Annotated in this window: 31 protein-coding genes; 27 read left to right on the top strand and 4 right to left on the bottom strand. The window is 64.8% G+C overall.

All coding sequences use genetic code 11. The features are described from left to right. Window positions 1–2: 2 nt before the first annotated feature. The 6 genes from N6H05_RS21105 to N6H05_RS21080 all read left to right on the top strand — a co-directional run bounded on the left by N6H05_RS21105 (window position 3) and on the right by N6H05_RS21080 (window position 12,248). Window positions 3–2,381, top strand: coding sequence for a glycoside hydrolase family 3 N-terminal domain-containing protein (locus tag N6H05_RS21105; protein ID WP_284111547.1), 2,379 nt, complete (start codon window positions 3–5; stop codon window positions 2,379–2,381). Window positions 2,382–2,467: 86 nt separating this feature from the next. Further along, a complete protein-coding gene (gene manD, locus N6H05_RS21100; RefSeq protein WP_136187742.1) occupies window positions 2,468–3,679 on the top strand; it encodes a D-mannonate dehydratase ManD in 1,212 nt (403 codons plus the stop codon). Window positions 3,680–3,817: 138 nt separating this feature from the next. Beyond that, window positions 3,818–5,092, top strand: a complete 1,275-nt coding sequence (locus tag N6H05_RS21095; RefSeq protein ID WP_284111546.1) for an MFS transporter — start codon at window positions 3,818–3,820, stop codon at window positions 5,090–5,092. A gap of 4 nt (window positions 5,093–5,096) precedes the next feature. Continuing rightward, on the top strand, window positions 5,097–6,557 hold the full coding sequence (locus tag N6H05_RS21090; protein ID WP_284111545.1) for a mannitol dehydrogenase family protein: 1,461 nt from the start codon (window positions 5,097–5,099) through the stop codon (window positions 6,555–6,557). 11 nt (window positions 6,558–6,568) lie between these two features. Then, complete coding sequence (gene galB, locus N6H05_RS21085; RefSeq protein ID WP_284111543.1) at window positions 6,569–9,250, top strand: beta-galactosidase GalB; 2,682 nt, start codon at window positions 6,569–6,571, stop codon at window positions 9,248–9,250. A 133-nt stretch (window positions 9,251–9,383) separates the two neighbouring features. Next, a complete protein-coding gene (locus N6H05_RS21080; RefSeq protein ID WP_284111542.1) occupies window positions 9,384–12,248 on the top strand; it encodes a TonB-dependent receptor in 2,865 nt (954 codons plus the stop codon). 864 nt (window positions 12,249–13,112) lie between these two features. Here N6H05_RS21080 and N6H05_RS21075 read toward each other — a convergent pair. The 3 genes from N6H05_RS21075 to N6H05_RS21065 are packed head-to-tail and all read right to left on the bottom strand — an operon-like array spanning window position 13,113 to window position 13,989. After that, the gene (locus N6H05_RS21075) at window positions 13,113–13,424 is read right to left on the bottom strand and encodes a hypothetical protein (RefSeq protein WP_284111541.1); all 312 of its coding nucleotides are present in this window, start codon (window positions 13,422–13,424) and stop codon (window positions 13,113–13,115) included. After that, window positions 13,424–13,750, bottom strand: coding sequence for a hypothetical protein (locus N6H05_RS21070; protein WP_284111540.1), 327 nt, complete (start codon window positions 13,748–13,750; stop codon window positions 13,424–13,426). Before N6H05_RS21070 ends, N6H05_RS21075 begins: the two co-directional genes overlap by 1 nt. Beyond that, window positions 13,747–13,989, bottom strand: a complete 243-nt coding sequence (locus N6H05_RS21065) for a hypothetical protein (RefSeq protein ID WP_284111539.1) — start codon at window positions 13,987–13,989, stop codon at window positions 13,747–13,749. The genes N6H05_RS21070 and N6H05_RS21065 overlap by 4 nt, the downstream gene beginning before the upstream one ends. Before the next feature lie 325 nt (window positions 13,990–14,314). On the opposite strand from N6H05_RS21065, the gene N6H05_RS21060 reads away from it, so the two are divergent. Next, on the top strand, window positions 14,315–14,443 hold the full coding sequence (locus tag N6H05_RS21060) for a hypothetical protein (protein ID WP_284111538.1): 129 nt from the start codon (window positions 14,315–14,317) through the stop codon (window positions 14,441–14,443). Window positions 14,444–14,538: 95 nt separating this feature from the next. Here N6H05_RS21060 and N6H05_RS21055 read toward each other — a convergent pair whose 3' ends face one another. After that, on the bottom strand, window positions 14,539–15,357 hold the full coding sequence (locus N6H05_RS21055) for a helix-turn-helix domain-containing protein (protein WP_284111537.1): 819 nt from the start codon (window positions 15,355–15,357) through the stop codon (window positions 14,539–14,541). On the opposite strand from N6H05_RS21055, the gene N6H05_RS28325 reads away from it, so the two are divergent. The 20 genes from N6H05_RS28325 to N6H05_RS20960 all read left to right on the top strand — a co-directional run bounded on the left by N6H05_RS28325 (window position 15,247) and on the right by N6H05_RS20960 (window position 25,373). Next, window positions 15,247–15,507 carry a helix-turn-helix domain-containing protein gene (locus tag N6H05_RS28325; protein ID WP_502958946.1) on the top strand — a complete coding sequence of 87 codons (261 nt, stop codon included), beginning with the start codon at window positions 15,247–15,249 and terminating at the stop codon, window positions 15,505–15,507. The genes N6H05_RS21055 and N6H05_RS28325 overlap by 111 nt on opposite strands. 2 nt (window positions 15,508–15,509) lie before the next feature. Next, on the top strand, window positions 15,510–16,511 hold the full coding sequence (locus N6H05_RS21050) for a ParB/RepB/Spo0J family partition protein (RefSeq protein WP_284111536.1): 1,002 nt from the start codon (window positions 15,510–15,512) through the stop codon (window positions 16,509–16,511). After that, window positions 16,508–16,714 carry a hypothetical protein gene (locus tag N6H05_RS21045; RefSeq protein ID WP_284111535.1) on the top strand — a complete coding sequence of 69 codons (207 nt, stop codon included), beginning with the start codon at window positions 16,508–16,510 and terminating at the stop codon, window positions 16,712–16,714. Before N6H05_RS21050 ends, N6H05_RS21045 begins: the two co-directional genes overlap by 4 nt. After that, window positions 16,711–17,037, top strand: a complete 327-nt coding sequence (locus N6H05_RS21040) for a hypothetical protein (RefSeq protein WP_284111534.1) — start codon at window positions 16,711–16,713, stop codon at window positions 17,035–17,037. Before N6H05_RS21045 ends, N6H05_RS21040 begins: the two co-directional genes overlap by 4 nt. Then, window positions 17,034–17,249: a hypothetical protein gene (locus N6H05_RS21035; protein ID WP_284111533.1), complete on the top strand. Its 216-nt coding sequence runs from the start codon at window positions 17,034–17,036 to the stop codon at window positions 17,247–17,249. Before N6H05_RS21040 ends, N6H05_RS21035 begins: the two co-directional genes overlap by 4 nt. Continuing rightward, the gene (locus N6H05_RS21030) at window positions 17,249–17,956 is read left to right on the top strand and encodes a TRM11 family methyltransferase (protein ID WP_284111532.1); all 708 of its coding nucleotides are present in this window, start codon (window positions 17,249–17,251) and stop codon (window positions 17,954–17,956) included. Before N6H05_RS21035 ends, N6H05_RS21030 begins: the two co-directional genes overlap by 1 nt. Beyond that, window positions 17,953–18,171: a hypothetical protein gene (locus tag N6H05_RS21025; RefSeq protein WP_284111531.1), complete on the top strand. Its 219-nt coding sequence runs from the start codon at window positions 17,953–17,955 to the stop codon at window positions 18,169–18,171. The genes N6H05_RS21030 and N6H05_RS21025 overlap by 4 nt, the downstream gene beginning before the upstream one ends. A gap of 2 nt (window positions 18,172–18,173) precedes the next feature. Beyond that, window positions 18,174–18,320, top strand: coding sequence for a hypothetical protein (locus N6H05_RS21020; protein WP_284111530.1), 147 nt, complete (start codon window positions 18,174–18,176; stop codon window positions 18,318–18,320). Next, complete coding sequence (locus N6H05_RS21015; protein ID WP_284111529.1) at window positions 18,317–18,592, top strand: LexA family protein; 276 nt, start codon at window positions 18,317–18,319, stop codon at window positions 18,590–18,592. Before N6H05_RS21020 ends, N6H05_RS21015 begins: the two co-directional genes overlap by 4 nt. Further along, window positions 18,585–19,322: a transposase domain-containing protein gene (locus N6H05_RS21010; protein WP_284111528.1), complete on the top strand. Its 738-nt coding sequence runs from the start codon at window positions 18,585–18,587 to the stop codon at window positions 19,320–19,322. The genes N6H05_RS21015 and N6H05_RS21010 overlap by 8 nt, the downstream gene beginning before the upstream one ends. Next, window positions 19,319–19,729, top strand: a complete 411-nt coding sequence (locus N6H05_RS21005) for a hypothetical protein (protein ID WP_284111527.1) — start codon at window positions 19,319–19,321, stop codon at window positions 19,727–19,729. The genes N6H05_RS21010 and N6H05_RS21005 overlap by 4 nt, the downstream gene beginning before the upstream one ends. A gap of 22 nt (window positions 19,730–19,751) precedes the next feature. Beyond that, a complete protein-coding gene (locus tag N6H05_RS21000) occupies window positions 19,752–20,654 on the top strand; it encodes a Mu-like prophage major head subunit gpT family protein (RefSeq protein WP_284111526.1) in 903 nt (300 codons plus the stop codon). After that, window positions 20,654–21,253, top strand: a complete 600-nt coding sequence (locus N6H05_RS20995; RefSeq protein ID WP_284111525.1) for a hypothetical protein — start codon at window positions 20,654–20,656, stop codon at window positions 21,251–21,253. The genes N6H05_RS21000 and N6H05_RS20995 overlap by 1 nt, the downstream gene beginning before the upstream one ends. Before the next feature lie 156 nt (window positions 21,254–21,409). Next, on the top strand, window positions 21,410–21,823 hold the full coding sequence (locus tag N6H05_RS20990) for a phage protein Gp36 family protein (RefSeq protein WP_284111524.1): 414 nt from the start codon (window positions 21,410–21,412) through the stop codon (window positions 21,821–21,823). Next, window positions 21,823–22,350: a phage virion morphogenesis family protein gene (locus N6H05_RS20985; protein WP_284111523.1), complete on the top strand. Its 528-nt coding sequence runs from the start codon at window positions 21,823–21,825 to the stop codon at window positions 22,348–22,350. Before N6H05_RS20990 ends, N6H05_RS20985 begins: the two co-directional genes overlap by 1 nt. Further along, window positions 22,347–23,006: a phage protein Gp37 gene (locus N6H05_RS20980; RefSeq protein ID WP_284111522.1), complete on the top strand. Its 660-nt coding sequence runs from the start codon at window positions 22,347–22,349 to the stop codon at window positions 23,004–23,006. Before N6H05_RS20985 ends, N6H05_RS20980 begins: the two co-directional genes overlap by 4 nt. Next, window positions 23,003–23,221, top strand: coding sequence for a DUF2635 domain-containing protein (locus N6H05_RS20975; RefSeq protein WP_284111521.1), 219 nt, complete (start codon window positions 23,003–23,005; stop codon window positions 23,219–23,221). The genes N6H05_RS20980 and N6H05_RS20975 overlap by 4 nt, the downstream gene beginning before the upstream one ends. Then, the gene (locus N6H05_RS20970) at window positions 23,221–24,651 is read left to right on the top strand and encodes a phage tail sheath subtilisin-like domain-containing protein (RefSeq protein ID WP_284111520.1); all 1,431 of its coding nucleotides are present in this window, start codon (window positions 23,221–23,223) and stop codon (window positions 24,649–24,651) included. The genes N6H05_RS20975 and N6H05_RS20970 overlap by 1 nt, the downstream gene beginning before the upstream one ends. 36 nt (window positions 24,652–24,687) lie before the next feature. Further along, complete coding sequence (locus tag N6H05_RS20965) at window positions 24,688–25,056, top strand: phage tail tube protein (RefSeq protein ID WP_284111519.1); 369 nt, start codon at window positions 24,688–24,690, stop codon at window positions 25,054–25,056. Beyond that, on the top strand, window positions 25,053–25,373 hold the full coding sequence (locus N6H05_RS20960; RefSeq protein ID WP_284111518.1) for a phage tail assembly protein: 321 nt from the start codon (window positions 25,053–25,055) through the stop codon (window positions 25,371–25,373). Before N6H05_RS20965 ends, N6H05_RS20960 begins: the two co-directional genes overlap by 4 nt. Window positions 25,374–25,383: the final 10 nt, after the last annotated feature.

Genomic DNA, 25,383 nt, shown 5'->3' with positions numbered 1-25,383 from the left:
CCATGATGACGACCCGCTTCGCCCGCCGCCAGGCCCTTGGCCTGCTCGCCTCCACCTCCGCCCTCGCTGCCGCCCCGCTGGCGGCGAAGGGGAAGGGCGGCCCGCTCTACAAGGATGCGTCCGCCCCCATCGACCTGCGCGTGCGCGACCTGCTCGGCCGCATGACGCTGGAGGAAAAGGTCGGCCAGATCATCGCGCTCTGGGCGACCAAGGCCGACATCATGGACGATCTCACCTTCTCGCCGGCCAAGGCGAGCAAGGCCTATCCCGCCAGCTTCGGCCAGATCACCCGCCCGTCCGACCGGCGCGGCGCGCCCAACGGATCGACCCAGGCCGGCGGCGTCGGCGCGCGCTGGCGCACCCCGGCCGATACCGTCGCCTTCATCAACGCCGTCCAGAAATGGGCGGTGGAAGAGACCCGCCTCGGCATCCCGATCCTCTTCCACGAGGAGTCGCTCCACGGCTACATGGCGACCGACGCCACCATGTTCCCGATGGCGATCGGCCTTGCCGGCAGCTTCGACCGCCAGCTGATGACCGATGTCCAGTCGGTTATCGCTCGGGAAGTGCGTGCGCGCGGCGTCCATCTCGCCCTTTCGCCGGTGGTCGACATCGCCCGCGACCCGCGCTGGGGCCGGATCGAGGAAACCTTCGGCGAAGACCCCTATCTCTGCGGCGAGATGGGCGTCGCCGCCGTGCTGGGCCTGCAGGGGGAGGGCAAGCAGATCGGCCCGGACAAGGTCATGGCCACGCTCAAGCATATGACCGGTCATGGCCAGCCGCAGGCCGGCGAGAACATCGCGCCCGCGCCGATCAGCGAGCGCGAACTGCGCGAGAATTTCTTCCCGCCCTTCCGTCAGGTGGTCAAGCGCACCGGCATCGCTGCCGTCATGCCCAGCTATAACGAGATTGACGGCGTCCCCAGCCACCAGAATAAATGGCTGCTCGGCGATATCCTGCGCGGCGAATGGCATTTCGATGGCGCCGTGGTCAGCGATTACGGTGCCGTCCCCGAACTCGACACTATCCACCATGTCCAGCCCGACCTGGAAGCGACGGCCCGTGCCGCGCTCCGCGCCGGGGTCGATTGCGAGCTGCCCGATGGCCTGGCCTATCGCACGCTCGTCGAACAGGTCCGCGCCGGAAAAGTGCCCCTTGAGGCCGTCAACCTCGCCTGCACGCGCATGTTGACGCTCAAGTTCCGCGCGGGCCTGTTCGAAAATCCCTGGCCGCGCGCCGATTATGATGCGCTCACCGGCAATGCGGAGGCGCGCGCGCTGGCGCTCAAGGCGGCGCACAAGTCGATCGTTCTGCTGAAGAATGACGGCGTCCTGCCGCTCAAGCCCGGCGCCCATCGCAAGGTGGCCGTGATCGGCCCCAATGCCGCGATCGCGCGGCTGGGCGGCTATTCCTCGATCCCGCGCCAGGCGGTCTCTTTGCTCGACGGTATCAGGGCGAAGCTCGGCAACCGGGCGGACATCGTCCATGCCCAGGGCGTCTTCATCACCCAGAGCGAGGATCGCTCGGTGGATGAAGTGCTGCTGGCCGATCCGGCGAAGAACCGCCAGCTGATCGCCGAAGCGGTCGAGGTTGCGAAGACCGCCGACATCATCCTGCTGGCCATCGGCGACACCGAACAGACCAGCCGCGAAGGCTTTGCCAAGAACCATCTGGGCGATCGCACCAGCCTTGATCTGGTGGGGGAGCAGAATGACCTGTTCGCCGCGATGAAGGCGACCGGAAAGCCGGTGGTGGTCTGCGCCATCAACGGTCGCCCGCCCAGCTATCCTGCGGTGGTCGATGGTGCCAATGCGCTGATCGAATGCTGGTATCCGGGGCAGGAGGGCGGCACGGCGATGGCCGATATCCTGTTCGGCGACGTCAATCCGGGGGCCAAGCTGCCCGTCACCGTCGCGCGCGACGCCGGCCAGATCCCGATCTTCTACAACCGCAAGCCATCCTCGCGGCGCGGCTATCTCTTCGCCGACGCCAGCCCGCTTTTCCCGTTCGGCTTCGGTCTCAGCTACACAAGCTTCGAATTTGGCAAGCCACGCCTGTCGGCCAGCCGCATCGGCGTGGGCGGTGAAGTCACGGTGGAGGTCGATGTCCGCAATGTCGGCACTGTCGCTGGCGAGGAGGTGGTGCAGCTCTATGTCCATGACCAGACCGCCTCGGTCACCCGCCCGCTCAAGGAATTGAAGGGCTTCGAGCGGATCGCGCTGGCGCCCGGCGAAAGCCGCACCGTGCGCCTGACCATCGGCCCGGAGGCCTTTGCGCTGTGGAATCTCGACATGCAGGAGGTGGTCGAACCCGGCCTGTTCGACATCATGGTCGGGCCGGACAGTGCCACGCTTCAGACGGTTACATTGGAAATCGCCTGACGGTATTGGCCTGACCAATATCGTTGAAGGCAAAATGATTATCGCCTATGGCCTTTATTGGTCATACCAGTTTTAGGGGAGCATCCATGCCCAAGATTACCGGCGCCAAGGTCATCGTTACCTGTCCTGGTCGCAATTTCGTCACCCTCAAAATCGAGACCGAAGAGGGCGTCTATGGTCTGGGCGATGCGACCCTCAACGGCCGCGAACTGTCCGTCGCCTCCTATCTGCAGGACCATGTCATTCCCTGCCTGATCGGCCGGGACGCGCACCAGATCGAGGATATCTGGCAATATCTCTACAAGGGCGCCTATTGGCGCCGCGGCCCGGTGACCATGTCGGCCATCGCCGCCGTCGATACCGCGCTCTGGGATATCAAGGGCAAGATTGCCGGCCTGCCGGTCTATCAGTTGCTCGGTGGCGCCAGCCGGGAAAGCGTCATGGTCTATGGCCATGCCAATGGCACGACGATCGAGGATACGGTCAAGGTCGCGCTGGAATATCAGGCGCAGGGCTACAAGGCGATCCGCATCCAGTGCGGCGTCCCCGGCATGGCGTCGACCTATGGCGTGTCGAAGGACAAATATTTCTACGAACCCGCCGACGCCGACCTGCCGACCGAAAATGTCTGGAACACCAGCAAATATCTGCGCGTCGTCCCGGAACTGTTCAAGGCCGCCCGCGAAGCGCTGGGTTGGGACGTGCATCTGCTGCACGACATCCATCATCGCCTGACCCCGATCGAGGCCGGGCGCCTGGGCAAGGATCTGGAACAATATCGCCCCTTCTGGCTGGAAGATGCGACCCCGGCGGAAAATCAGGACGCGTTCAAGCTGATCCGCCAGCACACCACCACGCCGCTGGCGGTGGGCGAGATCTTCAACTCGATCCATGACTGCCGCGAACTGATCCAGAATCAGTTGATCGACTATATCCGCGCCACCGTGGTCCATGCCGGCGGCATCAGCCATCTGCGCAAGATCGCGAACCTCGCCGATCTCTATCAGGTCCGCACCGGCTGCCATGGCGCGACCGACCTGTCGCCGGTCTGCATGGCTGCCGCGCTCCACTTCGACCTGTCGGTGCCCAATTTCGGGGTGCAGGAATATATGCGCCACACGCCCGAGACCGATGCCGTCTTCCCCCATGCCTATACGTTCGAGAACGGCGCGATGCATCCGGGCGACAAGCCGGGCCTGGGCGTCGACATCGACGAGGAACTGGCCGCCAAATATGAATATAATCGGGCCTTCCTGCCGGTGAACCGGCTCGAAGACGGCACCATGTTCAACTGGTGATCGCTTGACCTGCTTTGGCCACTCCACGCCGTCATCCCCGCGAAAGCGGGGATCCATCTCCTGCCATAGCCCCAATCGCGAGGTCCGGAGTTGGATTCCCGCGTTCGCGGGAATGACGAAATATTGTCGGAGCGGCCAATGACTACGATCCCCAAACCGTCCGGAAAGGTCCGCTGGATTGTCTGCGGCCTGCTCTTTGCGGCGGTGGTGCTGAGCTATATCGACCGGCTCGTCCTGCCGACGCTCAAGCCCGATCTGCAGGCCCGCTATGGCTGGAGCGAGAGTGGCTATGCCGATCTCGCCATCTGGTTCCAGGCCGGATACGGCATCGCCTATGTCGCCTTCGGCCGGCTGATCGACCGGATCGGCGCGCGGGCCGGCTATGCGCTGGCGGTCGGCCTGTGGACGATCGGCCATGTCATGCACATCTTCTTCACCTCGACCGCCGGCATGCTGTTCGCCCGCATTCCGCTGGCGATCGGTGAGGCGGGCACCTTCCCGGCGGCGATCGCCGCCACCAATGAATGGTTCCCCAAGAAGGAACGCGCCTTCGCCATCGGCATCTTCAATGCCGGCTCCAATGTCGGCGCGATCCTGACGCCGCTGATTGTCCCGGTCATCGCGGTCACGCTGGGCTGGCGATGGGCCTTCATCCTCACCGGCCTGCTGACGGTCTTCTGGCTCGCCGCCTGGCTGACCTTCTACCGCCGCCCGCGCGAAAAGAAGGGGCTGAGCGCCGAGGAACTGGCCTGGATCGAGGCGGACCCGCAGGAGCCGGCCCGCCCGGTCAAGTGGCGCACCCTGTTCCGTTATCGCCAGACCTGGGCCTATATGACCTCGCGTTTCCTGATAGATCCGGTCTGGTGGACCTTCCTCTTCTGGCTGCCGGACTTCTTCAACAAGCAATATGGCGTGAAGATGCTGGACTTCGGCCCGCCGCTGATCGCCGTCTATCTGCTGGCCGATGTCGGTTCGATCGCGGGTGGCTGGCTGTCGTCGCGGCTGATGGGCCGGGGCATGGCCATCAACCGCGCCCGCAAGACGGCGATGTTTTGCGCGGGACTTTGCGCCCTGCCGATCGCCTTTGCCGCGCAGGCGCCCAATATGTGGATCGCGGTCGGCCTGATCGGCCTCGCCTGCGCCGGGCATCAGGGTTTTTCGGCCAATGTCTATGCGCTGCCGGGCGATCTCTTCCCGCGCTGGATGGCGGGGTCGGTGGTCGGGCTTGGCGGGCTGGCCGGCGCGATCGGCGGCATGCTGATGGCCAAGTTCGCCGGCATCATCCTGGAAACCGTCGGCAGCTTCCAGCCGATCTTCATCGTCGCATCCTGCGCCTATCTGCTGGCGCTGCTGGTGCTGCACCTTATCGTCCCGCGCTATGCGCCCGTGACTCTCTCGCAAGAGGCTGCCTGATCCTGTGACCCGTCTATCGTCCGCCACGCTCGCCGGCCTGCCCGCCGATATCGTCCGTCCCGGCTATGATCGCGCGGCGGTCCGCCCCGGCGTCGTCCATCTCGGCATCGGCGCCTTCAACCGCGCGCATCAGGCGGTCATCTTCGATGATGCGCTGACCGCCGGCGACCTGCGCTGGGGCGTGATCGCCGCGTCGCTGCGGTCGCCCGGCGTGCGCGACCAGATGATGCCGCAGGATTGCCTCTACACCATGCTGGTGCGCGATGGTTCGGCCGAGCAGGCGCGCATCATCGGCGTGGTGAGCGAGGTGCTGGTCGCGCCGGAAGACCCGGCCGCGCTGGTCGTCGCGCTCGCCGCGCCCGATACCCATATCGTCACCCTGACCGTGACCGAGAAAGGCTATAAGCTCGACCCCGCGACCGGCGCCCTGATCGAGGGCGATCCCCAGCTCGCCGCCGACCTTGCCTCGCTCGCCGCGCCGCAGACCGCGCCCGGCTTCCTCGTTGCCGCGCTCGCCGCGCGCCGGGCGTCGGGCCTGCCGCCCTTCACCGCGATCAGCTGCGACAATCTGCCGCACAACGGCACCCGCCTGCGCAACGCCGTGCTGGCGCTCGCCGCCCGGCACGACCCGGCGCTGGCCGACTGGATCGCGGCGGAAGGGGCCTTCCCCGAAACCATGGTCGACCGCATCGTTCCCGCCACCACCGACGCCGATATCGCCGCGCTCGCCGGCCGGCTCGGCGTCGAGGATCAGGCCATGGTCAAGACCGAACCCTTCCTGCAATGGGTGATCGAGGATAAATTCTGCGGTCCGCGCCCGGATTTCGGCGCCGGGGTTCAGGTGACCGCCGCCGTCGCCCCCTGGGAGGAGGCGAAGCTGCGCCTGCTCAACGGCGCGCATAGCGGTATCGCCTATCTCGGCGGCCTCGCCGGCATCGATCATGTCCATGAAGTGCTGGCGTTGCCCGAAGCCCGGCATTTCGTCGAAAGTCTGTGGGACGAGGCGCAGACCACCCTGTCGCCGCCGCCCGAGCTGGACGTCGCCGCCTATCGCCGCGAGCTGATGGCGCGCTTCGACAATCCGACCCTGCAGCATCGCACCCGCCAGATCGCGATGGACGGATCGCAGAAGCTGCCGCAGCGCCTGCTCGCCACCATCGCCGCGCGGCTGTCGGCAGGGCAGGGGATCGATGCCCTGTCGCTCGCCGTCGCCGCCTGGGTCCGCTGGCAGGCCGGCGTCGATGACCGGGGCGAAGCCCATGTCGTCGACGATCCGCTCGCCGCCGCCATCGCCGCCCGGCTGGCCGGTGCCCCTTCCACCGAGGCTCGGGTCGACGCGATCCTCGCCTTCGACGCCGTGGTGCCCGCCGACATTGCCGGCAATGCCGCCTTCCGCGCCGCGCTGATCCGCTGGCTCGCCATCCTCGAAGCCGACGGCGCTCGCGCCGCGCTCGCCCAGCTCTGACGGAGCCGCTGATGAAGACCCTGCGCACCATCCTGCTCGCCTCCTGCCTGCTCAGCCCCGCGACCTTGCTGGCCGCGCCGCGCGACAGCGTCTCGATCAGCCGCGACTGGCGCTTCACCAAGGGCGATCCCGCCGGCCTGAGCGAGGATTTGCGCTATGATGTCCGTCCGCCGATCGAGGATGCCGGCGACGGCAAGGTGGCTGACGCCCGCCCCGACGCGGCGGTGCAGGTGGACGATAGCGGCGCCCGCGTGCTCAAGCCCTGGATATTGCCCAGCGCCAATCCCTTCATCGCCGATCCCGCCAGGCATCACACCCGCCCCGCCGGCAATCCTGGCGGCACCGTCGCCTATGTCCAGCCCGGCTTCGACGACAGCGGCTGGACCCATGTCGACCTGCCGCACGACTGGGCCATCGCCGGCCCCTTCATCAAGGATGGCCCCTATGGCGGCATGGGCCGCCTGCCCAGCTGGGGCATCGGCTGGTATCGCAAGGCGCTGACCATCCCCGCCAGCGACAAGGGCAAGTCGATCTTCCTCGATGTCGAGGGGGCGATGTCCTACGCCACCGTCTGGCTGAATGGAAAGCTCGTCGGCGGTTGGCCCTATGGCTATAACAGCTTCCGCCTCGACCTCACCCCCTATGCGGTGCCGGGCGGGCAGAACCAGCTGGTGATCCGCCTCGACAATCCCCAGGCTTCGGCGCGCTGGTATCCGGGCGGCGGCCTCTATCGCGACATCTATCTCACCACCACCAACAAGGTCCATGTCGGCCAGTGGGGCAGCATCGTCCGCACGCCGCAGGTCAGCAAGGCGCAGGCCAGCGTGGACCTGAGCCTCACCCTCGACAATGACGGCGACACCCCGGCGCAGGTCGAGGTCGCGACCGCTTTCTATGCGATCGACGCCAGCGGCAAGCGCATCGGCCGCCCCGTCGCCAGCATCGCCCGCCAGTCGACCAGCATCGCCGCCCATGGCAAGGCGGAGCTGAAGGGCAGCACGATCCTCAGCAACCCGCGCCTCTGGGGTCCGCCGCCCACGCAGGCGCCCAACCGCTATGTCGCCGTCTCCACCGTGACCCAGGGCGGCAAGCTGATCGACAGCTACGAGACCCGCTTCGGCGTACGCGACATCAAGTTCGATCCCGACAAGGGCGTGATCGTCAATGGCGAGCAGATCCCGCTGCGCGGCGTCAACAATCATCATGACCTTGGCGCACTCGGTGCCGCCTTCAACGCCCGCGCAGCCGAGCGCCAGCTCGAAATATTGCGCGACATGGGCACCAACGCCGTGCGCATGAGCCATAATCCGCCCGCGCCCGAACTGCTCGAACTTACCGACCGCATGGGCTTCCTGGTGATGGACGAGGTGTTCGACAGCTGGGAGAAGAAGAAGACCCCGCATGACTTCCACCTGATCTTCCCCGACTGGCATGAGGCCGACGCGCGCGCCATGCTGCGCCGCGACCGCAACCATCCCTCGATCATCATCTGGAGCATCGGCAACGAGGTCGGCGAACAATATGATGGCGAGGCGGGCGCAAAGATCGGCCGCGAACTGGTCGCCATCGCGCATCAGGAAGACCCGACCCGTCCCGCCACCAGCGCGATGAACTATGCCAAGGCGGACATGCTGCTGCCGACCACCGTGGACGTCATCAGCCTCAATTATCAGGGCGCCGGCATTCGCGGCATCGTCGGCCAATATCCCGCCTTCCGCGCGAAATTCCCGGACAAGGTCATATTGTCCACCGAAAGCGCCTCGGCCCTTTCCAGCCGCGGCGAATATATGTTCCCGGTCGCCGGCGCGATCAGCGGTCCGGTCCGCCCCTGGTCGGGCGGCAATCCCGACACGCATCAGGTCTCCGCCTATGAGATGCACGCCGCCGATTTCGGCTCCTCGCCCGACCGGGTCTGGGCTGCCGATGACCAGAACCCCTATGTCGCGGGCGAGTTCGTCTGGACCGGCTTCGATTATCTCGGCGAACCGACCCCCTATTACACGTCGCGCAGCAGCTATTCCGGCATCCTCGATCTCGCCGGTTTCCCCAAGGACCGCTTCTGGCTCTACCAGGCGCGCTGGCGGCCGGACCTCAAATTCGCGCATATCCTGCCGCACTGGACCTGGCCCGACCGCGTCGGCCAGATCACCCCGGTCCATGTCTTCTCCTCGGCCGACGAGGCGGAACTGTTCGTCAACGGCAAGTCGCAGGGCAAGGTCAAGAAGCGCGATTATGAATATCGCTTCCGCTGGGACTATGTCGTCTATGAACCGGGCGAGGTGAAGGTCGTCACCTGGAAGAAGGGCCAGCCCTGGGCGACCGAGACGATCCGCACCGTGGGCGAGGCGGCAAAGCTGTCGCTGACCGCCGATCGCAGCGCCATCGTCGATGACGGCCGTGATTTGAGCTTCGTGACGCTCAAGATACTCGACAAGGACGGCAATGTCGTTCCCGCCGCCAAGCAGGACATCCGCTTCTCGATCGAGGGACCGGGCGAGATCATTGCCACCGACAATGGCGACCCGACCGATCTGACCGCCTTTCCGTCGCATGATCGCAAGGCTTTCAATGGCCTGGCGCTGGTGATCGTGAAGGCCAAGCCGGGCGAGAAGGGGCGGGTAACCGTCCGCGCCAGCGCACCGGGCCTGACCGCGGCGCAGGCCGTCATCAGCACAAATGCCACAGTCCGCTGAAAATTAATAACGTTACCATTTTCGCCCGTCCCATATCTTGACAATTGGGACGGGCACTTTATTGGTCTGCATCTGATAGCGCTACCAGATACGCCCACCGGATAGTCGGGGGCAGCGCTCGGGGAGAGGTTGTATGAACGTTTCACGCTACCATAATATCCGTGCGGCCCTGTTCGCCGCATCCGCCTTCGGGGCGCTGGGCCTGGCCCAGGCTGCCGCCGCGCAGGATGCCGCCGCACCGGCCGAAACCGCCGCCGCGCCGCAGGACAGCGAAACCGCCGACATCGTCGTCACCGGTATCCGCGCCTCACTGGAAAGCGCCACCAACGCCAAGAAGAATGCGGTCGCATTCGGCGACTCGATTTTTGCTGAGGATATCGGCAAGCTGCCTGCCACGAACCTCGCTGAAACGCTGAACCGCATGCCCGGCGTTCGCCTCAACCGCGATATCAACGGCGAAGGCACCCAGGTCGCGATCCGCGGCCTTGGCCCCAGCTTCACCCGCGTGCTGCTCAACGGTTCGCAGCTTCAGGTCGCGTCGGACGGCGGCACCAACGGCGGCAGCGCCAACCGCGAAGTCGATCTCGACTTCTTCCCGTCGGAACTCTTCACCCGCCTCGACCTCGCCAAGAGCCCGTCGCCCTCGACGCTCGAAGGTGGCATCGCCGGCACCGTCAACCTGCGCAATGCCCGTCCCTTCGACAAGGAAGGCACCCATGTCACCGTCGTGGCGCAGGGCCAATATACCGACAATAACGACAAGTTCAGCCCGCGCGGCGCAATCGTCGCCAGCCACACCACCGACACCTTCGGCATCCTCGTCGGCGTTGCCGGCGTGAAGACCAAGACCCGCGTCGATGGCTTTGAATCGGTCGGCTGGACCGACGGCAATCTCGGCGCCGGCGACGCCGGCGGCAATAATTTCTCCTGGGCTTCGGTCGTGCCCAACAATACCGGCCATGGCCTGGTCGCGGGCCAGCCGGTCGATGTCGTCGCCACTTCGGGCCTGACCCGCGACCAGCTCAGCACTGCGCTGATCCCGCGTCTCGGCCGCAAGAGCCTGACCGAAGGCGATCGCTCGCGCATTTCGGCGCTGGCCTCGCTCGAATGGCGCCCGTCGGACGAGCTGCATTTCGCCCTGGACGGCATCTGGGCCAAGTCCAAGCGCGACTACAGCAAGGTCAACATGAACTGGCAGGTCCGCAACTCGGGGCCGGGCACCAGCGCCCAGTCGACCGGTGGCATGGTGCCGATCGACCTGACCGTCGATGACAATGGCGTCGTCACCAGCGGCACCTTCGCCAACTCCTCCTATTTCCTCGAAGCCAGCCTGTTCAAGCAGACGACCAAATTCTGGAACGTCAACCCGAGCGTCAGCTGGCAGCCGACCGAGGATCTGAAGGTCGACCTCAGCGCCAACTGGTCGAAGAGCCGCTTCTTCCGCGAACAGCCGACCTGGGCGTTCCAGACCACGCCGCAGTCGGGTGTCGAAACCTATTATGACAATACCGGTGGCGACTATCCGTCGATCACCAGCAATCTCGACCTCAACGATCCCAACAACGGCAGCTGGCAATGGTATCGCCAGAATATCCAGCTGGTCCGTCGCAAGACCGAGACCAAGGGCGCGCATCTCGATGTGTCCTATGGCGATGACATGTTCAACGTGAAGGTCGGCGGCGCCTATGATCAGGCGACCCGTTCGATCCGCGCCTATGACAACAGCACCGCCTATCAGCTGTCGGTCTGCGGCACTGGCTGCACCGGCGCCACCGGCACCGTGCCGACCAGCGCCATCGCTCAGTATCTGCGCAGCTCCTCGACCGCCGGCTTCATCGTGCCGGACTTCGATGCGCTCAAGCAGGCCACCAACTATGCCAGCTATCGCGACAGCGCGCCCGAAGCACGCGGGGCCGTCACCGGCGGCGCGACCGGCGACATGGATGAAAAGGTCTGGGGTGCCTATTTCGAACTGAACGGCGTTACCACGATTGCCGGCCGCGACCTGCACATCAACACCGGTATGCGCTACGCCCACACCGACCAGCTGGTCGTCGGGCCGAGCCAGGTCGGCACGGCGATCGTCGACATCACCTCGTCCTCGACCTACGAGAATTTCCTGCCGTCGATCAACCTGACCTATGATGTCATGGATAATGTGAAGCTGCGTGCATCGGCCTCGCGGACGATGACCCGCCCGGATGCCGGCGCGATCCTGCCGGGCATCACCTTCTCCGATCCTTCGGCGCTGACCGCCACGGCGGGCAACCCGAACCTCAAGCCCTACACCTCGGACAATTATGACCTCGGCGGCGAAATCTACACCGGCGGCATCGGTTATGTCGGCGTGTCGCTGTTCATGAAGAATATCCAGGGCTTCACCGTCACCACCTCCGAACAGGTTGCCTTCGGGTCGCTCAACATTCCGTTCGACAGCCTGATCTCGACGCAGCAGAACGCCCTCAACGACCGGTCGCTCCAGACCGGTATCCCGGTCGCTCAGCTGCCGATCACCGTGAACCGCCCGGTCAACCTGCGCGATCTCAAGATCAAGGGTATCGAAGCGACCTGGGTGCAGCCGCTCGACTTCCTGGTGAAGGGCCTCGGCTTCTCGGCCAATGGCACCTATCTCAAGCAGTCCTCCTCGTCGGGCCTGGTCGCGACCGGCGTGTCGCCCTGGAGCTACAACCTGCAGGGCTTCTATGAAAATGGCGGTCTGTCGGTCAGCGTGAACTATGTCTGGAATGACGAGGCGATCGCCGTGAACGGCCCGCAAAACGGCATCAACGGCGCCGACCTCAAGTCCGACGCCCGTGGCCAGCTCGACATGTCGGCCGGCTATCAGCTGCCCTTCTTCAACAAGGCGCTGCGCCTGACGCTCGATGTGCTGAACATCACGGACGAGCCGATCCGCACCACCTTCGAATATTCGAACGCGGCCTATTCGGTCTATTATCCCGGCCGCACCGTGCTCGCCGGTATCCGGGCCAACTTCTGATCCTCTCCCAGGGATGCACTGACAGGGCCGGCGGCAACGCCGGCCCTTTTTCTTGGAAGTGGTTGGGACCGCGGCTCGGCATAGGGCAGGGCCTTCCAATGTTGGAGGATATTTGGTCTACCCTTGGCCATGAACCCGTCCTCGCTGATCCCTTTGCCATGACCTTGTCGTGACCCGGTCGTCGCGTCCCTGTCACCTCATGGGTGCGTCACTGGCGCGTGGCCGTGACCCTGGTGTCGCGTCACCGGCGCGTTGCAGGTCGCGGCAAATGAAAGGGGACACAAGGGTTTGGAGTGATCCCAATGGGCCGATGAGGCGGGATTATCCGCGACTATCCGGGATTGCGTGGGACAGAAGGCCCGTGTTTCGGCGCTTTTCGAGGGGTGCTCAAAAATTTGGCCGTTCGGCAAGGCGGTCCGACCTGTGTCTAGAGTGGTGGGCCAAATATACAGTGCTGGGACCAGAGTATTTAGAGTGAGCCGTCCGTGGAAGGCCGTAAGAGGTTTTGCCGCGTCGTGCCTTCAAAGCCCTTCAAATGGGCGTTTCAGACCTTTGAGAGGCCTTTTACGGGGTTCCGAGCAACCGCTTCCGGGCCGTATCGATGAAAATTAAGTGGGACCCGGCTGGTCCCAGTTCCGTTTGATGGTCCCACTTTTGCAAAAGTCAGGCAGATCGGGGCTTTTGGGGTGGCAATGCCCGAATATGGTCGCGCTTTGCTGTGCGCGAACTGGGCCGATTTTTTCAGAGGTGCGCGAGGAGCCAGCGGGCGGGTCGATCGAGGATCGACCAGAGGGGCAGGATGGCGATGGCGGCGACCTCGACCAGGATCAGATAGCGCTTCCAGGTCGGGTCGCCGTCCATCCTCTATTCCTTCAGCAGCGCAGGATCAGGCAGCGATGTTATGATGTCGGACGGCTGGACGCCATAGGCGGCGGCCAGAGCGTCGACCTCCGCCTGCAGGACGGGCGCGTCCTGGTCGAGCTGGCGCAGCCGGCCCGGCGCCAGTCCGGTCTGTTTAACCAGGCGCGCATCGCTGAAGCCGTACTGGAACTGCCAGGCGAGAAACCATCGCGATCCTGTGCGGATGGCATGGGCAACCGGGTGGGTCTCGTCATAGGGCCGATAGAATTGGCTCTTGTCGATCGGGCGCTCGCCCTTGCGTCGGCGGCTGGCCATCAGCGCATTCTCCCTTCGCGGCGGGCGATGATCCGGTCGATCCTGGAGAGGCCGGCATAGTCGTCGCCGACTTCTTCCTTGCGCACCGATGGTTCGACCACTTCGCGCGGGACGGCCGGCACCAGTTCGTGGGTCGACCAGATTTCGGCCAGCGCATCCAAGAAGATGCGCCGTTCCGTCCCCGGCTTAGGAAGATGGTCGCCCCAGCTGCCAAAGCCAGCGTCGAGCGCGTCCGCCCTGGCCTGTTGTATGGTCGGCCGCCAGGGCGCCCTCTGCCTGCCCAACGCGGCAAAGCAATAAGCCGGATCGCGGCGCCGGACGTTCATAGCGCCAGATAATCCAGCTCCGCTTCCTCCATCGCGTCATAGAGGTCGCCTTCGGCCTGGATGCTGTTGAGCCGCTTCCAGGCATCCTTCACGTCGCCGTTGCGCGGGAATCCGCGATCAGATTTGGCATGCCTGGCGAGTTCGCCAATCGCTCCCCTGCGCTGTTCCTGCTGGATCAGCCATTGGCCAAAAGGCGGCTTCTTCTCCGTCGCAAATTGGGTCGGGTCTGCATGCTCCATGACATTCCTCCATTCATCGACTCGTGCCGATCAACGAATGAGAACATAAAGAGAACACAATCGTCAATCCATCGTGCCGTACAGCGATTCCCAATCCGCCTTCAAAGCGCTCCATCGCTTTTCCAATCCGGAAATTTTACTATAGCCAGAAGGTAGTTCGCCTAGCTTCGCAGAGCATGTGCAAGGCGCTTTTTCGCACCAAGCGGGCGGGCCGCCATCCTCCAGGCATAAGGGCGGCCGTGGTTTTTCAAACAGGTGATTATGGGTAGGCCTAATCGGGCAATCGCCTGCGTCGTCGATCAGCAAAATCCCGAGACGATTTTGAATGGCAAGCTTCATCAAGCTCGCCCGTGCATCCGGTATCGCGGTCATCAACTTACTGACCTTGGTAGGCGAGTATGGCAATTATCAGAACCACGCCGAGCCCGACAAATATGTCTCTGCCTCTGCGTGATCGGATATTCAAATCTTCGCCACACGACACGCAGCGAGTGTCGCCCTTCCCGGCAGCCCGACCACATCGCGGACAGCTACTGAGATTCCCCATCGTCAAATCCTTTGCAGATATTTGCCGTAAATGCGGCAGATCGGGACGAACTGGTCGTCACTGACCTCGCCAGGATAGATAACATCTCCATCCTCGCGGTCGCGCGGAGCAAGAGCGTAGCGGGCAACCTTCAGTCCCCCCTCTCGCCGCCAAATCACAACATGGCCGTCCGCGAGTTCGCCAGGAGTGATCTCCCTCACAAACACAAGGTCGCCTTCGGCAAGGTCGCGATCGCCAAGGCGGCTGCGGTAGTCTGAGAGAAGCCGAACCAAATATAGATCGAACGACGTTCCCAACGACCGATTAAGCCAGTCCTTTCGGAACGGCGTCCAGGATTGAGGTTCGCCTTTGCCGGTGTCGGTGACGTTCCGCAGATCAAAGAGAGGCACGTCCTCCCATTCCGCATCGTCAATAGCGGCCACGGGGGCAGCCGCGAACTTTTCGACCGGCCGGCCCGTGAGAAGATGGTCCACGGAGACCTTGAAGGCCTCGGCTATTTTTACCGCGTTATCAGCCTTGGAAATGCCCTTCAGAACGCTGTCACTTAGCGTGCTAACCGGAATTCCGGTTTCCCGGCTCAGCCAAACGAGATCCCGCTCTCCTAAAAGCGACACGACTCGCAAACCCACCGGATTTTCGGTGGTGAGCGCTTGACGCTTCCGGTTATTCGGATTATCCGATTTCTCGTAACGAACTTTCGGAAGGTTCATATGAGACTTTCTAAGATGCATCCGGAGGATGTGAAGGCCGAGCTGCGCAAGAGATTTGTGACGGTTTCCGCTTTCGAAGCCCGGTACGAACTCCCAGCGAAATCCGTGCATGACCTCCTTCGGGGGCGCGCAAGTGCGCGGGTTGAAAAGGCAATCAAAGCAGCCATCGAGCGTCCTATATCCGATTTTTCGAAATCCGAATGTTCGGACGTTAGCGAAACTCGCTCCTCCACGCACCGTAAAATTGAGAAGGCCCGATAAACATGGCCACTGCAGCCAAGAAAGTCGTGGAAACAGCTGGCGCCGTTCTGGCGCTATCCCCGAACGAAATCCTGATCGGCGACCGACTGGGCGCCTTCCATTCCGACAAGGCGCAGGCCATGGGCCAGTTAATGGCGGAGGATGGCCAGATCGTGCCGATCATCGTTCGTGCCAGTGGGCCGCGCGCCGCAGCACCGTGGACCTTGGTCGCGGGCCATCACCGCCTTGAAGGCGCGCGCATGGTCGGCCTGGCCGTGATCGACGCGATCGCAGTCGAGGCCGGCGCCGACGCGCTTCAGATCGAAGCGATGGAAAATGCTGCGCGTCCGTCGCGCAGCCCGTTGGAGCGGGCGAGTTTCGTGCGTGCCATAGCCGATGCCGCTGAAGCCCGCCTGAAAGAGCAGCATGGCGATCTGTCACCCGAGCAGATTGCAATCCGCGCTCGCTGGGATGCCAAAAGCGCCAAGGCACCGGGCGTTGAGCGCGACGATGATCTGGTCGAGGCAGAGGCGGAAAATACGCGGGTAAACTTTACCCGCGTATACGGCTGGCGTGATGAGGTCGCCTCAGCGATCGGAATGTCGATTGAGAGCGTCAAGAAGGACCTCGCCCTCCACCGCGCGCTGATCGCGCCTTTTCCCGACCTGTGGCGGGGCCTGGCGACGCATCCGACGGTCGGCGAGAATGCCTCAGCCCTACGCGACATCGCCTCGATCGTGGACCTCGGCAATCGCCAGGCGCTGATCGAAAGCCTGGTCGAAACGCCGGACATGACGCTGGCCCAGGCGATGGACGGGCTGGGCCTGTCGACGCCCAAGGCAAGTGCGGCGCCGACCGGCGCGACCAAGTATATGAACAACACCACGTCGAACCTCGCCCGCCTGTCGGCCGGCGACCAGGCGCGGATCGCACCCGAGATCGTGAAAACGATGAAGCCGAGCGCCTTGCTGGCGCTGCGTGCCGCGCTGGACGCGCGGATCGAGGAAGAAGGGATCGGCAAATGACGACGCCCCTGACCATCAAACTGACGGATTGGGAGCGCGCCAAGCTGTTCCTGTTCGCAGCTGCCCATGCGGAAGCCAGCAAAGAGAGCAACGACGCTGAACGCTGGGCCTCGCTCGCCGAAAAGTTGCGCCCGCATGGTGGCGCTGCGCCCACCTCGGCTCCGATCGATCCGGCCGACATGTTCGTGGGGAGGCGCTGGTGATCGGCGCCCGCCACCATACCAGTTGCTCGGCCGAGGGGTGCCGCGCGCAGATCAGCCGGGGCTGGTTCTGCAAGGATCACTGGTTCACGCTTCCACTGGAACTGCGCCAGGCGGTGCTGACTGCCTATAACGCGGCCCGCGCTGCCCATTGTCGGGCGCCGCGCGACGATCAGGAACAGCTCAACCGGGCCTATGGCGTCGCCTTCCGCGATTGCCAGGACCATCTGCGCCGCGCGCCCCGCACCCCCGCACAATCCATGTCCACCGTGGCGATCGCGGCCGATGGCGCGCGCGTCACCTATGCCGATGGGAGGCGTCTGTGAAACTGACCGCCAAGCAAACAAGGCTGCTGGAGCTTCTCGCGCAGCGGATGATCATCGCGCCCTGGTCGAACATCGACCTGGTCAAGCTGATGCAGCTCAAGCTGGTCGACGAGGCCATTGCCTATGGTGCCAATGGACGGCTGCACAGCAGCAAGGTCTGGACGCTGACCGATGCCGGTCGCCGGCATCTCGCCGAAAAGGGCGCCGCATAATGGCCGGCGCCGATCGCCCCGATCGCCATCCCCAGGACTGGTATGTCGAACAGACATGGACCGTCCGCGCGCTGATGCAGATGGTCGATTTCGACCCGCAGGATTTGGTCTGGGACCCGTGCTGCGGCCTTGGGACGATCCCCTGCACCTTCGCAGCAGCCGGGTTCGAAGCGATGGGCACCGACCTGGTCAATCGCTGGCTGCCGACCGAGCCGGCCCACCTGTTCCTGGGCGAGCATGACTTCCTGGGCGAACAGACGTGCATGCTGGAACATTGGGCGCGGCTGAGCATCGTGGCCAATATTCCCTATGGCTGCGCGCCGGGAATCGCCGAGCGGTTCGTGCGCCGCGCCCTGATGCTGGCGAGCGGTCTGGTGTGCATCCTGGTCCCGCTGCGCTGGCGGGCCTGCGAAGGCCGTTACGGCTTTTTTCAGGAATATCCGCCCCAGCTGAAGCTGGAGTTTTGCGATCGCCCCTCGATGCCGCCGGGCACGGCACTGGCCGCGCTCGATCCCAAGACGAAGCGCCCGACCGCGTGGAAGCGCGGCACGATCGATTACATGTGGCTGGTCTGGGACCTGCGCGCGCCGACCCGCGACACGATAACCCGCATCATTCCGCCCCGCACCCCGGCCCAGAAGCTGATCGACCGTGACTTCGATCTGCGGCGCGTGGGGGTGCTTCCCCAACTGGAGTTGGCCGCATGATCACCGATGCCGATCGCTTCCGTCGCGCCCGCACTGAATTTGAGGAGGCCCTGGCGGTGGGCTGCACCATCGTCGAACTGCGCCGTCGCAAGCGCGCCCTGGCGCATCGCGCCCAGAGCGAAGTGGTCGAGCGGACTGCCAGCCTGATGGCGCGCGAACTGACTATCCAGCCCGAGGATCAGGCCAACGACCGTTTTTGGTGGATGAGGGACTGAGCATGCGCAAGCCTCGCTACATCACGCTGTACGGCTATTTCGGGCCGACCTCCAACGTAAAGCCGGCGCCGGATGCGCTGTCGGCCGATGCAGTTGCCCGTGTCCTCGGCAGCCTGCCACCGCATCGCGGCCAGGGAGGCGCAAAGTGACGCCGTCGCAGCGCTGCGCCTATGATTTCATCCGCGATCGGATTTCCTCGACGGGCGTTTGTCCGGCGCTGACGGAGATCGCGGCAGCCATGGGTGTCAAATCCAAGGGCAATGCCTTTCGGGTGGTCGATGCGCTGGTGCGCGACGGCTATTTGCGTCGGGGGCAAGCCGGCTCCAGTCGCAACCTTCGGCTGGTCGGCGATGACCTCGCCCATGTCGCAACATCTTCCCTGATGGCGGAACTGGAGCGCCGGGGAGTCCGCCTTGGCTAAATCGCGCGCCTCTGCCGACCAGTTCGCCTTCGCGTTCGAAGCGCCGCAGCGGGCTACGCTGCCGGCGGCGCTGGCCGGCGTGGACGCACGGGTCGCGCGGACGGTGGCCGAAGTGCTGAGGCATGACGATCGCGACCGGACGGTTATCGCGGCCGAGATGACGGTGCTGCTGGCCGAGAGCGAGGACATGGTGACTGCGCGCCTGGTGTTCGCCGACCTCTTCCAGAAATGGGGAATCCCCAAGGGGCTGCTCTCCGATAATGGCCGCGCCTTCGCCTCCAAATGGCTGACCGGCGGCGCCAGGACGCGTTTCCGCTTCAAGATCAGGGATGAAGACCCTCTGGGCGTGCTGACCGCGCTGGGCATCACCGTCCATTGGGCCAAGCCCTATCGCGGCCAGTCCAAGCCGATAGAGCGCGGCTTTCGCGACTTCTGCGATGCGATCGCCAAGCATCCGGCCTTTGATGGCGCCTATACCGGCAACACGCCGCTGGCCAAGCCTGAAGATTACGGTTCGCGCGCGATCGATATCGAGACGTTCTGGCGCGACTTTGTCGGTGCGGCGCCCGTCGTGGTCGCTGCCGGCGCCGACCTGGGCACCGACCCGGCACCGGGCACGGGTGGTGCCGACAAGCTCAGCGCCGACGAGATCGCGGCCTGCGCCCTGATGGGGGTCAGTGAGGAAGCGATGCTCGCCGAGAAGAAGCTGCAGAAGGGAGCCGCCGCATGACCGCTATCAGCACCCCGCGCGCGAAGACGCGCCGCCGCGACGGTGTCCAGTTCAGCCGCAAGATGGCCGCCACGAAAATTCTGGCGGGGACCATCGTGATGCTGAACGCCACCGGCTTCGCCACTGGCGGCGCCACCGCGACCGGCCAGATCGCCGATGGCGTTGCCATGAACACGGTCGACAATAGCGGCGGCGCTGCCGGCGATCAGTCGGTGCGCGTCGAAAAGGGGGTGTTCCCCTTCGAGAACAGCGCGTCGACCGACGCCATCACCATCGCCGAGATCGGGGACGATTGTTACATCGTCGACAACCAGACGGTCGCCAAGACCGATGGGGGGGGCACCCGATCCAAGGCCGGCAAAATCGTCGACGTGGACGCCGATGGCGTCTGGGTCGCCTTCGCCTGATCCCAGCAAGGAACCGCACAACATGGAAATCAATACCGGCAATCTGCGCACGCTCGGGACCGGCTTTTCCGCCGCCTTCCGGGGTGGCCTCGGCATGGCGCCGCCGCAACATCTCGAAATCGCCAGCGTGGTCCCGTCTTCCACCGGCAAGAATGAATATGGCTGGCTCAACCAGGTGCGCGGCATGCGCGAATGGCTGGGCGACCGTGTTCTCAACCAGATCAGCCAGTCCGACTACACGATCAAGAACAAGGATTGGGAAGACACGATCGAGGTCGAGCGCAACGACATCGAGGACGACAATCTCGGTCAGTATGGCATGCTCTTTACCGAGATGGGCCGCGCCGCCGCCGCGCATCCCTGCGAACTGGTGTTCGCCCTGATGAAGGCGGGCTTCACGACGCCCTGCTATGACGGCCAATATTATTTCGACACCGACCATCCGGTGCTGGATGCCAATGGCAACGTCACTTCGGTCGCTAATACCGATGGCGGTGCCGGCGCGCCCTGGTTCCTGATCGACGTCAGCCGCGTACTGAAGCCGATCATCTTCCAGGAGCGCAAGAAGGTCCAGTTCATCACGAAGGACAACCCGAACGACGAAAATGTCTTCTGGCGCAAGAAGTTCGTCTACGGCGCCGACGCGCGCTACAATGTCGGTTTCGGCTTCTGGCAATTCGCCTGGGGCAGCAAGCAGCCGCTGACTGCCGCCAACTATGCCGCTGCCCGCGCCGCATTGATGGGCATGAAGGGCGACTATGGCCGCCCGCTCGGCCTTCTGACCGGCGCGAAGCCGCTGCTCCTCTGTGCGCCCTCGCTCGAAAGCGCGGCCCTCAAGATCGTCAATAACGAGCTGGGCGCCGACGGCGAGACCAACGAATGGAAGGACACGGCGCGGGTACTCCCCTCGGCGTGGCTCGCCTAATGAACGGCGCGCTCCTCCTCACCGCCGCCCGCACGCCTTATCGGCGGGCTGGGCTATCCTTCCCGGTCGGCGCGCCGCTGACCGTGGCCATCCTGGCGCTCGGCGTCGGGCAGTTGCGTCAACTGCTGGAAGACCCGGCCGTCACGGTCATGGTCGGCCAGGACAATGGTCAGTTCATGGTCGTGCCGGAACTGACGGCTGAAGTTACCGACGAGCAGCTGCAGGCGTTCATTGATGCGGCGCCGGGCGTCGAACTTGAGGCCATCCCCCCGGCGCCGGTCGATGCTTCCCAGGACGTCGGCAGCCTGCGGCATATGCTCGACGAGCGATCGGCCGCACTCGGCGTGGCCAACGACCAGCTGGTTATTGCTCAGGACCAGGTCCGACGACTGACTGGCGATTTGGCGGCAGCGCGCGACGATCTGGAAGGCGCGACGAGCCAGGTCGCGGCGTTGCAGGCGGCCAATCAGCAGCTGAGCGACGAACTGGTGAAGGTGGAGGGTGCCGCCAGCGATCGCCAGGCGCAGATCGCGGACCTTCAGGCCGCGCTCGACAAGGCCAAGAAGCCCGCCGCCAAGGCCAAGGCCGCCGACGAATAGGTCCCTCCGACTGTCTGCGCCACCTCTCCGCGCGGGCTTTCATGGACCTTTTACCGCCTGCCGCCCCGCTCACCGGGCGGCAGGCCCAACCGGGACGGGGCTGCTGCCCTGTGACCCCGTCCCGGACCATTTCATCACAGGAGCCTGCAGACCGCCATGTTCGCCACCGCCGAAGATATGAAAGCGCGCTATGGCGAAGATGAGCTGGTGCAGCTCACCGACCAGGACGGCTGGAACGCGCAGGCGATCGCCGCGATCAACGTTAAGCTGCAGACCGCCTCGTCGATCGCCGAAGGCTATGTCGCGAAATATTATGCGCCGGCACCCGGCCGCGCCTTGCCGCCGCTGCTGACCGAACTGGTCTGCGAAATCGCCTATGCCAAGCTGCACAAGGCGCCGCCCGAGGCGATCGAGAAGCGCGAGACCCGTGCGCTCGACCAGCTCAAGGATATTTCCAGGGGCCTGATCAAGATCGACCAGGGCAAGCAGGATATCCCGTCGCGGACCGGTGCCGTCATCGTGCCCGATCGCCAGCGGACCTTCAGCCGCGATTCCCTGGGTGAATTCTGATGGCCGGCGCCGGCATGTCCCTGTCGATCGACGGCCTGGTCGAGGTCCAGCGCGATCTGTCGCTGCTGCTCGACCGGCTGGGCGACCTCACCCCGCTGATGGACATCCTCGGCATGGAGATCGAGGTCGACATCGAGGAGAATTTCGACGGCGAGCATTCGCCCGCCGGCATTCCCTGGGACAAGTCGCAGCGCGCGATCGCGACCGGGGGCAAGACGCTGACCGACAGCCGCCGCCTGCGCGGGTCGATCACCCATGTCGCCAGCCGCACCCGCGTCGAGGCGGGCACCAACGTCGTCTACGCGCGCCGTCATAATGATGGCTGGTCGAGTGTCGAGCAGGTCGCCAGCCATAAGCGCGTCATGCGCGAAGTGTTCGGCGTGACGCTGGCCGAGCCGATCACGGTCACCGTCAAGGCGCATCGCCGCAAGGCCAGCACCCCGCAGCGCCAGTTCATCGGCCTGTCGTCGGACGGGATGGAAGGCGTTCGCGGTCATGTCGCCGACTATCTGGGGGCCGAGCAATGATCGCGGCGATCGAACTGGCCGTGCTGGCGCGGCTGAAGGCGATGCAGGACGCGCTGGGCTTTGCCTGGAACCGGCTCGATACGCTGCCGGACGACTGGGAGGCCTACCTCGCCGCCAAGCGCGGCGAGATCAAAGGCCCGGCCGCCTGGGTCGGCTTCACCGGCTGGAGCGATCCGGAGTCCTGGGGCGATGGCGTCATCGCCGTCACCGGCACCTTCGGCCTGGTTGTCGTCCATAGCAGCGCCCGGCCCGATGAAGCGGCCAACCGCCATGGTGGCCCCAATCCGGCGAAAGAGCCGGGCAGCTATCGGCTGGCGCTGGGCGCGGCGGCGCTGCTCGATCGGCAGATGCTGGGCCTCGACCTGGTCGCGCCGATGACGGTCGGCGATTGTCAGCCGCTCAAGCGCAGCAAGGCGATGCAGGACCTCAACCTGTCCGGCCATGCGATGATGCTCGGCTGTCGCTTCACCATCCAGCTGGCTGGCGACGACAGCGACGAAGAGCTGGCCGCCCTGCATGTGAATTGGGACGTGCCTGCGTTCGGCACGCCGCATCCCGTCGACGCCGATCCGATCGTGCCAGGCGCCCAGCTGCCCGACGATCCGCACGCCGACGCCACCGACCATATCGCCCTTCAGGAGACCGATCCGTCATGACCGACCAGCTTCGCTATTTCCGGCCCAAGGCGGGCCTTCAGGTCCGCGACCCCGATGACGGGGGCGCACCGCTGCCGCCGCACGGCAAAGGCCTGGCCTGGTCCGCCTATTGGCAGCGCCGCCTGGACCAGGGCGACATTGAGCCGACCGATGCCAAGAGCGTCGCGGCCGGGGACAAGAAGGCGGCCGAACCCGCCAAGGATGGAGACGCCTGATGGCCAGCTTTGCTTTCGACAAGATTTCGTCCAACCAGCGCGTCCCCGGATCGCAGGTCGAGATCGCCAATAATCGCGCGCGCCAGGGCCTGCCGCCCGCCTTGCAGAAAATCCCTCTCATCGGCCAGTGCATCGGCGCGGCCAGCGTCTCGGCGCCGGTGCGGGTGACCCGCGCCGAGCAGGGCGCAACCCTGGCAGGGCGCGGCTCGATCCTGGCGGCGATGGTGGCGGCCGCGCTGACCGCCAGCAGCCAGGTCGAACTTTGGGCGATGCCCATCGCCGACAACGCGGCGGGTGTTGCGGCCACCGGCTCGATCACGATCGGCGGGCCGTCCACCGCCGCCGGCACACTGGCGCTGATGATCGCTGGTGTCCGCGTGCCGGTAGCCGTCGCCAGCGGCGCGAGCGCCAGCACGATCGCCACCGCCGTCGCCGCTGCGATCAATGCGCTGCCCGACCTGCCAGTGACCGCTTCGGCAGCGGCCGCCGTCGTCACCCTGACCTGTCGGCACAAGGGCACGGCGGGCAACGACATCGACCTGCGCGCCAATTATTTCGACGGGGAATCTCTGCCGGCCGGCGTGACCGCGACGATCGTGCCGATGGCGGCAGGCGCGACGAACCCCGATCTTACCAGCCTGGTCGCGAGCCTGGGCGACGCCTGGTACCAGACCATCGCGATCGGCGTGAACGATGCGGCGAACATGTCGGTGATCGACACCGACCTGGAGGATCGCTGGGGACCGGTGCGCCAGATCGAAGGGCGCGCCTATTTCGGTCTGTCGGGCAGCTTTTCGACCCTGTCGAGCTTTGGCGCGACGCGCAATGGCAAGCATGCGACGATCGTCGGCGGCTATAATCTGCCGTCGCCGCCCTGGATCGTCGCGGCCGCCTTTGCCTCGGTGGCGGCCTATTATCTGCAGATCGACCCGGCCCGGCCGCTGACCGACCTGGTGGTCGCGGGGATTCGCGCGCCGCGCCCGGAGCATCGCTTCATCCGCACCGAGCGCGAGCTGCTGCTGAAGGATGGCATCTCCACCTTCCGCGTCAACGCGGAGGGCAATGTCGCGATCGAGCGGCTGATCAGCTGCTACCAGGTGAGCGCCGCCGGCTTCGACGATGACAGCTATCTCGACGTCCAGACCACCGCGACGCTGGGCTATTATCGCTACAGCTATCGCGTGCGCATGGCCGAGAAATTCCCGCGCGCGAAGCTGACCGAGGACGCGATCGCGTCGGTCCATGCCGAGACGATCGCGCTCGCCCGCGAGTGGGAAGAGGCCGAGCTGATGGAGGATGTCGACGGCTTCATCGCCAATCTGGTGATCGAGCGCGACGCGACCAACCGCCGCCAGCTCAACACGCTGATGACCCCCGACACGGTCAACGGCCTGCTGCAGCTCGCCACCCGCATCGAATTCATCCTCTGAGCGAGCGTTCAAAGGGCTTTTAGAAGGAAATAGGACATGGCGAAAAACCAGGTCATCGGCAAAGCAAAGGTCAAGATCGACGGCGTTCTCTACGAGACGGCGGGCGATACGGTGCTGGACCCCGGCGGCCCCAGCCGCACGCCGGTCGAAGGCGATTATGAGGAAGGCGCCTATCAGGAAGGGCCGGTGAAGCCCAGCAAGCTGGAATTCAACGCGCTCACCAAGGGCGGCTTCAGCGCCACCAGTTTCGGCCTGATCACCGGCGCCACTGCCACGATCGAGTTCGACAATGGTAAGAGCTTCGTCGTGCGCCAGGCCTATAGCGAAGGTCGCCCGCCGATGGGAACCAGCGACGGCAAGGCCAAGTGCGTCCTGTATGGCAAGGCGGCAGAGGAAGTATCGTGACCGCGCCGACCGCGCCGGCTCGCCCGTCCTATCTGAACCCGGACAACAGCTATGACCTGATCTATCCGGTCAAATACAAGGTCGGCGAGCAGGAGACGCTGCTGGAGAAGCTGCAGCTTCGCCGCCTGACCGGCGTGGAGCGCGTGATCGCCAGCAGCGAAGGCAATGCGGCGCAGCGCACGCATGAAATGCTGGCCAGCGTCACCGGCCAGATGATGGTCGTGATCCAGAAGATCGATTGGGTCGACCTCGACCGCCTGGACGAGTGCCTTGGTTTTTTTACCGAGCATGGCCCAGCGACTGGCGTGATTGCCTAGGCGATCTGGT

The sequence above is a fragment of the Sphingobium sp. WTD-1 genome, from assembly GCF_030128825.1.
GTDB lineage: Bacteria > Pseudomonadota > Alphaproteobacteria > Sphingomonadales > Sphingomonadaceae > Sphingobium.
The sequence above is the reverse complement of the archived record's forward strand: the minus strand, read 5'-3'. Positions and strand labels throughout refer to the sequence as shown.

What these genes read in the sequence shown, in the direction of transcription:
- N6H05_RS21070 (WP_284111540.1), bottom strand. Translation starts at nt 13,750, where the DNA reads ATGAACGTCCGGCGCCGCGATCCGGCTTATTGCTTTGCCGCGTTGGGC.
- N6H05_RS21020 (WP_284111530.1), top strand. Translation starts at nt 18,174, where the DNA reads ATGCGCAAGCCTCGCTACATCACGCTGTACGGCTATTTCGGGCCGACC.
- N6H05_RS21050 (WP_284111536.1), top strand. Translation starts at nt 15,510, where the DNA reads ATGGCCACTGCAGCCAAGAAAGTCGTGGAAACAGCTGGCGCCGTTCTG.
- N6H05_RS20970 (WP_284111520.1), top strand. Translation starts at nt 23,221, where the DNA reads ATGGCCAGCTTTGCTTTCGACAAGATTTCGTCCAACCAGCGCGTCCCC.
- N6H05_RS21080 (WP_284111542.1), top strand. Translation starts at nt 9,384, where the DNA reads ATGAACGTTTCACGCTACCATAATATCCGTGCGGCCCTGTTCGCCGCA.
- N6H05_RS21075 (WP_284111541.1), bottom strand. Translation starts at nt 13,424, where the DNA reads ATGGCCAGCCGCCGACGCAAGGGCGAGCGCCCGATCGACAAGAGCCAA.
- N6H05_RS21060 (WP_284111538.1), top strand. Translation starts at nt 14,315, where the DNA reads ATGGCAAGCTTCATCAAGCTCGCCCGTGCATCCGGTATCGCGGTCATC.
- N6H05_RS20965 (WP_284111519.1), top strand. Translation starts at nt 24,688, where the DNA reads ATGGCGAAAAACCAGGTCATCGGCAAAGCAAAGGTCAAGATCGACGGC.
- N6H05_RS20980 (WP_284111522.1), top strand. Translation starts at nt 22,347, where the DNA reads ATGATCGCGGCGATCGAACTGGCCGTGCTGGCGCGGCTGAAGGCGATG.
- N6H05_RS21000 (WP_284111526.1), top strand. Translation starts at nt 19,752, where the DNA reads ATGGAAATCAATACCGGCAATCTGCGCACGCTCGGGACCGGCTTTTCC.
- N6H05_RS21055 (WP_284111537.1), bottom strand. Translation starts at nt 15,357, where the DNA reads ATGCACGGATTTCGCTGGGAGTTCGTACCGGGCTTCGAAAGCGGAAAC.
- galB (WP_284111543.1), top strand. Translation starts at nt 6,569, where the DNA reads ATGAAGACCCTGCGCACCATCCTGCTCGCCTCCTGCCTGCTCAGCCCC.
- N6H05_RS21005 (WP_284111527.1), top strand. Translation starts at nt 19,319, where the DNA reads ATGACCGCTATCAGCACCCCGCGCGCGAAGACGCGCCGCCGCGACGGT.
- N6H05_RS21045 (WP_284111535.1), top strand. Translation starts at nt 16,508, where the DNA reads ATGACGACGCCCCTGACCATCAAACTGACGGATTGGGAGCGCGCCAAG.
- N6H05_RS21030 (WP_284111532.1), top strand. Translation starts at nt 17,249, where the DNA reads ATGGCCGGCGCCGATCGCCCCGATCGCCATCCCCAGGACTGGTATGTC.
- N6H05_RS20975 (WP_284111521.1), top strand. Translation starts at nt 23,003, where the DNA reads ATGACCGACCAGCTTCGCTATTTCCGGCCCAAGGCGGGCCTTCAGGTC.
- manD (WP_136187742.1), top strand. Translation starts at nt 2,468, where the DNA reads ATGCCCAAGATTACCGGCGCCAAGGTCATCGTTACCTGTCCTGGTCGC.
- N6H05_RS20985 (WP_284111523.1), top strand. Translation starts at nt 21,823, where the DNA reads ATGGCCGGCGCCGGCATGTCCCTGTCGATCGACGGCCTGGTCGAGGTC.
- N6H05_RS20990 (WP_284111524.1), top strand. Translation starts at nt 21,410, where the DNA reads ATGTTCGCCACCGCCGAAGATATGAAAGCGCGCTATGGCGAAGATGAG.
- N6H05_RS20995 (WP_284111525.1), top strand. Translation starts at nt 20,654, where the DNA reads ATGAACGGCGCGCTCCTCCTCACCGCCGCCCGCACGCCTTATCGGCGG.
- N6H05_RS21065 (WP_284111539.1), bottom strand. Translation starts at nt 13,989, where the DNA reads ATGGAGCATGCAGACCCGACCCAATTTGCGACGGAGAAGAAGCCGCCT.
- N6H05_RS21025 (WP_284111531.1), top strand. Translation starts at nt 17,953, where the DNA reads ATGATCACCGATGCCGATCGCTTCCGTCGCGCCCGCACTGAATTTGAG.
- N6H05_RS28325 (WP_502958946.1), top strand. Translation starts at nt 15,247, where the DNA reads ATGAGACTTTCTAAGATGCATCCGGAGGATGTGAAGGCCGAGCTGCGC.
- N6H05_RS21095 (WP_284111546.1), top strand. Translation starts at nt 3,818, where the DNA reads ATGACTACGATCCCCAAACCGTCCGGAAAGGTCCGCTGGATTGTCTGC.
- N6H05_RS21105 (WP_284111547.1), top strand. Translation starts at nt 3, where the DNA reads ATGATGACGACCCGCTTCGCCCGCCGCCAGGCCCTTGGCCTGCTCGCC.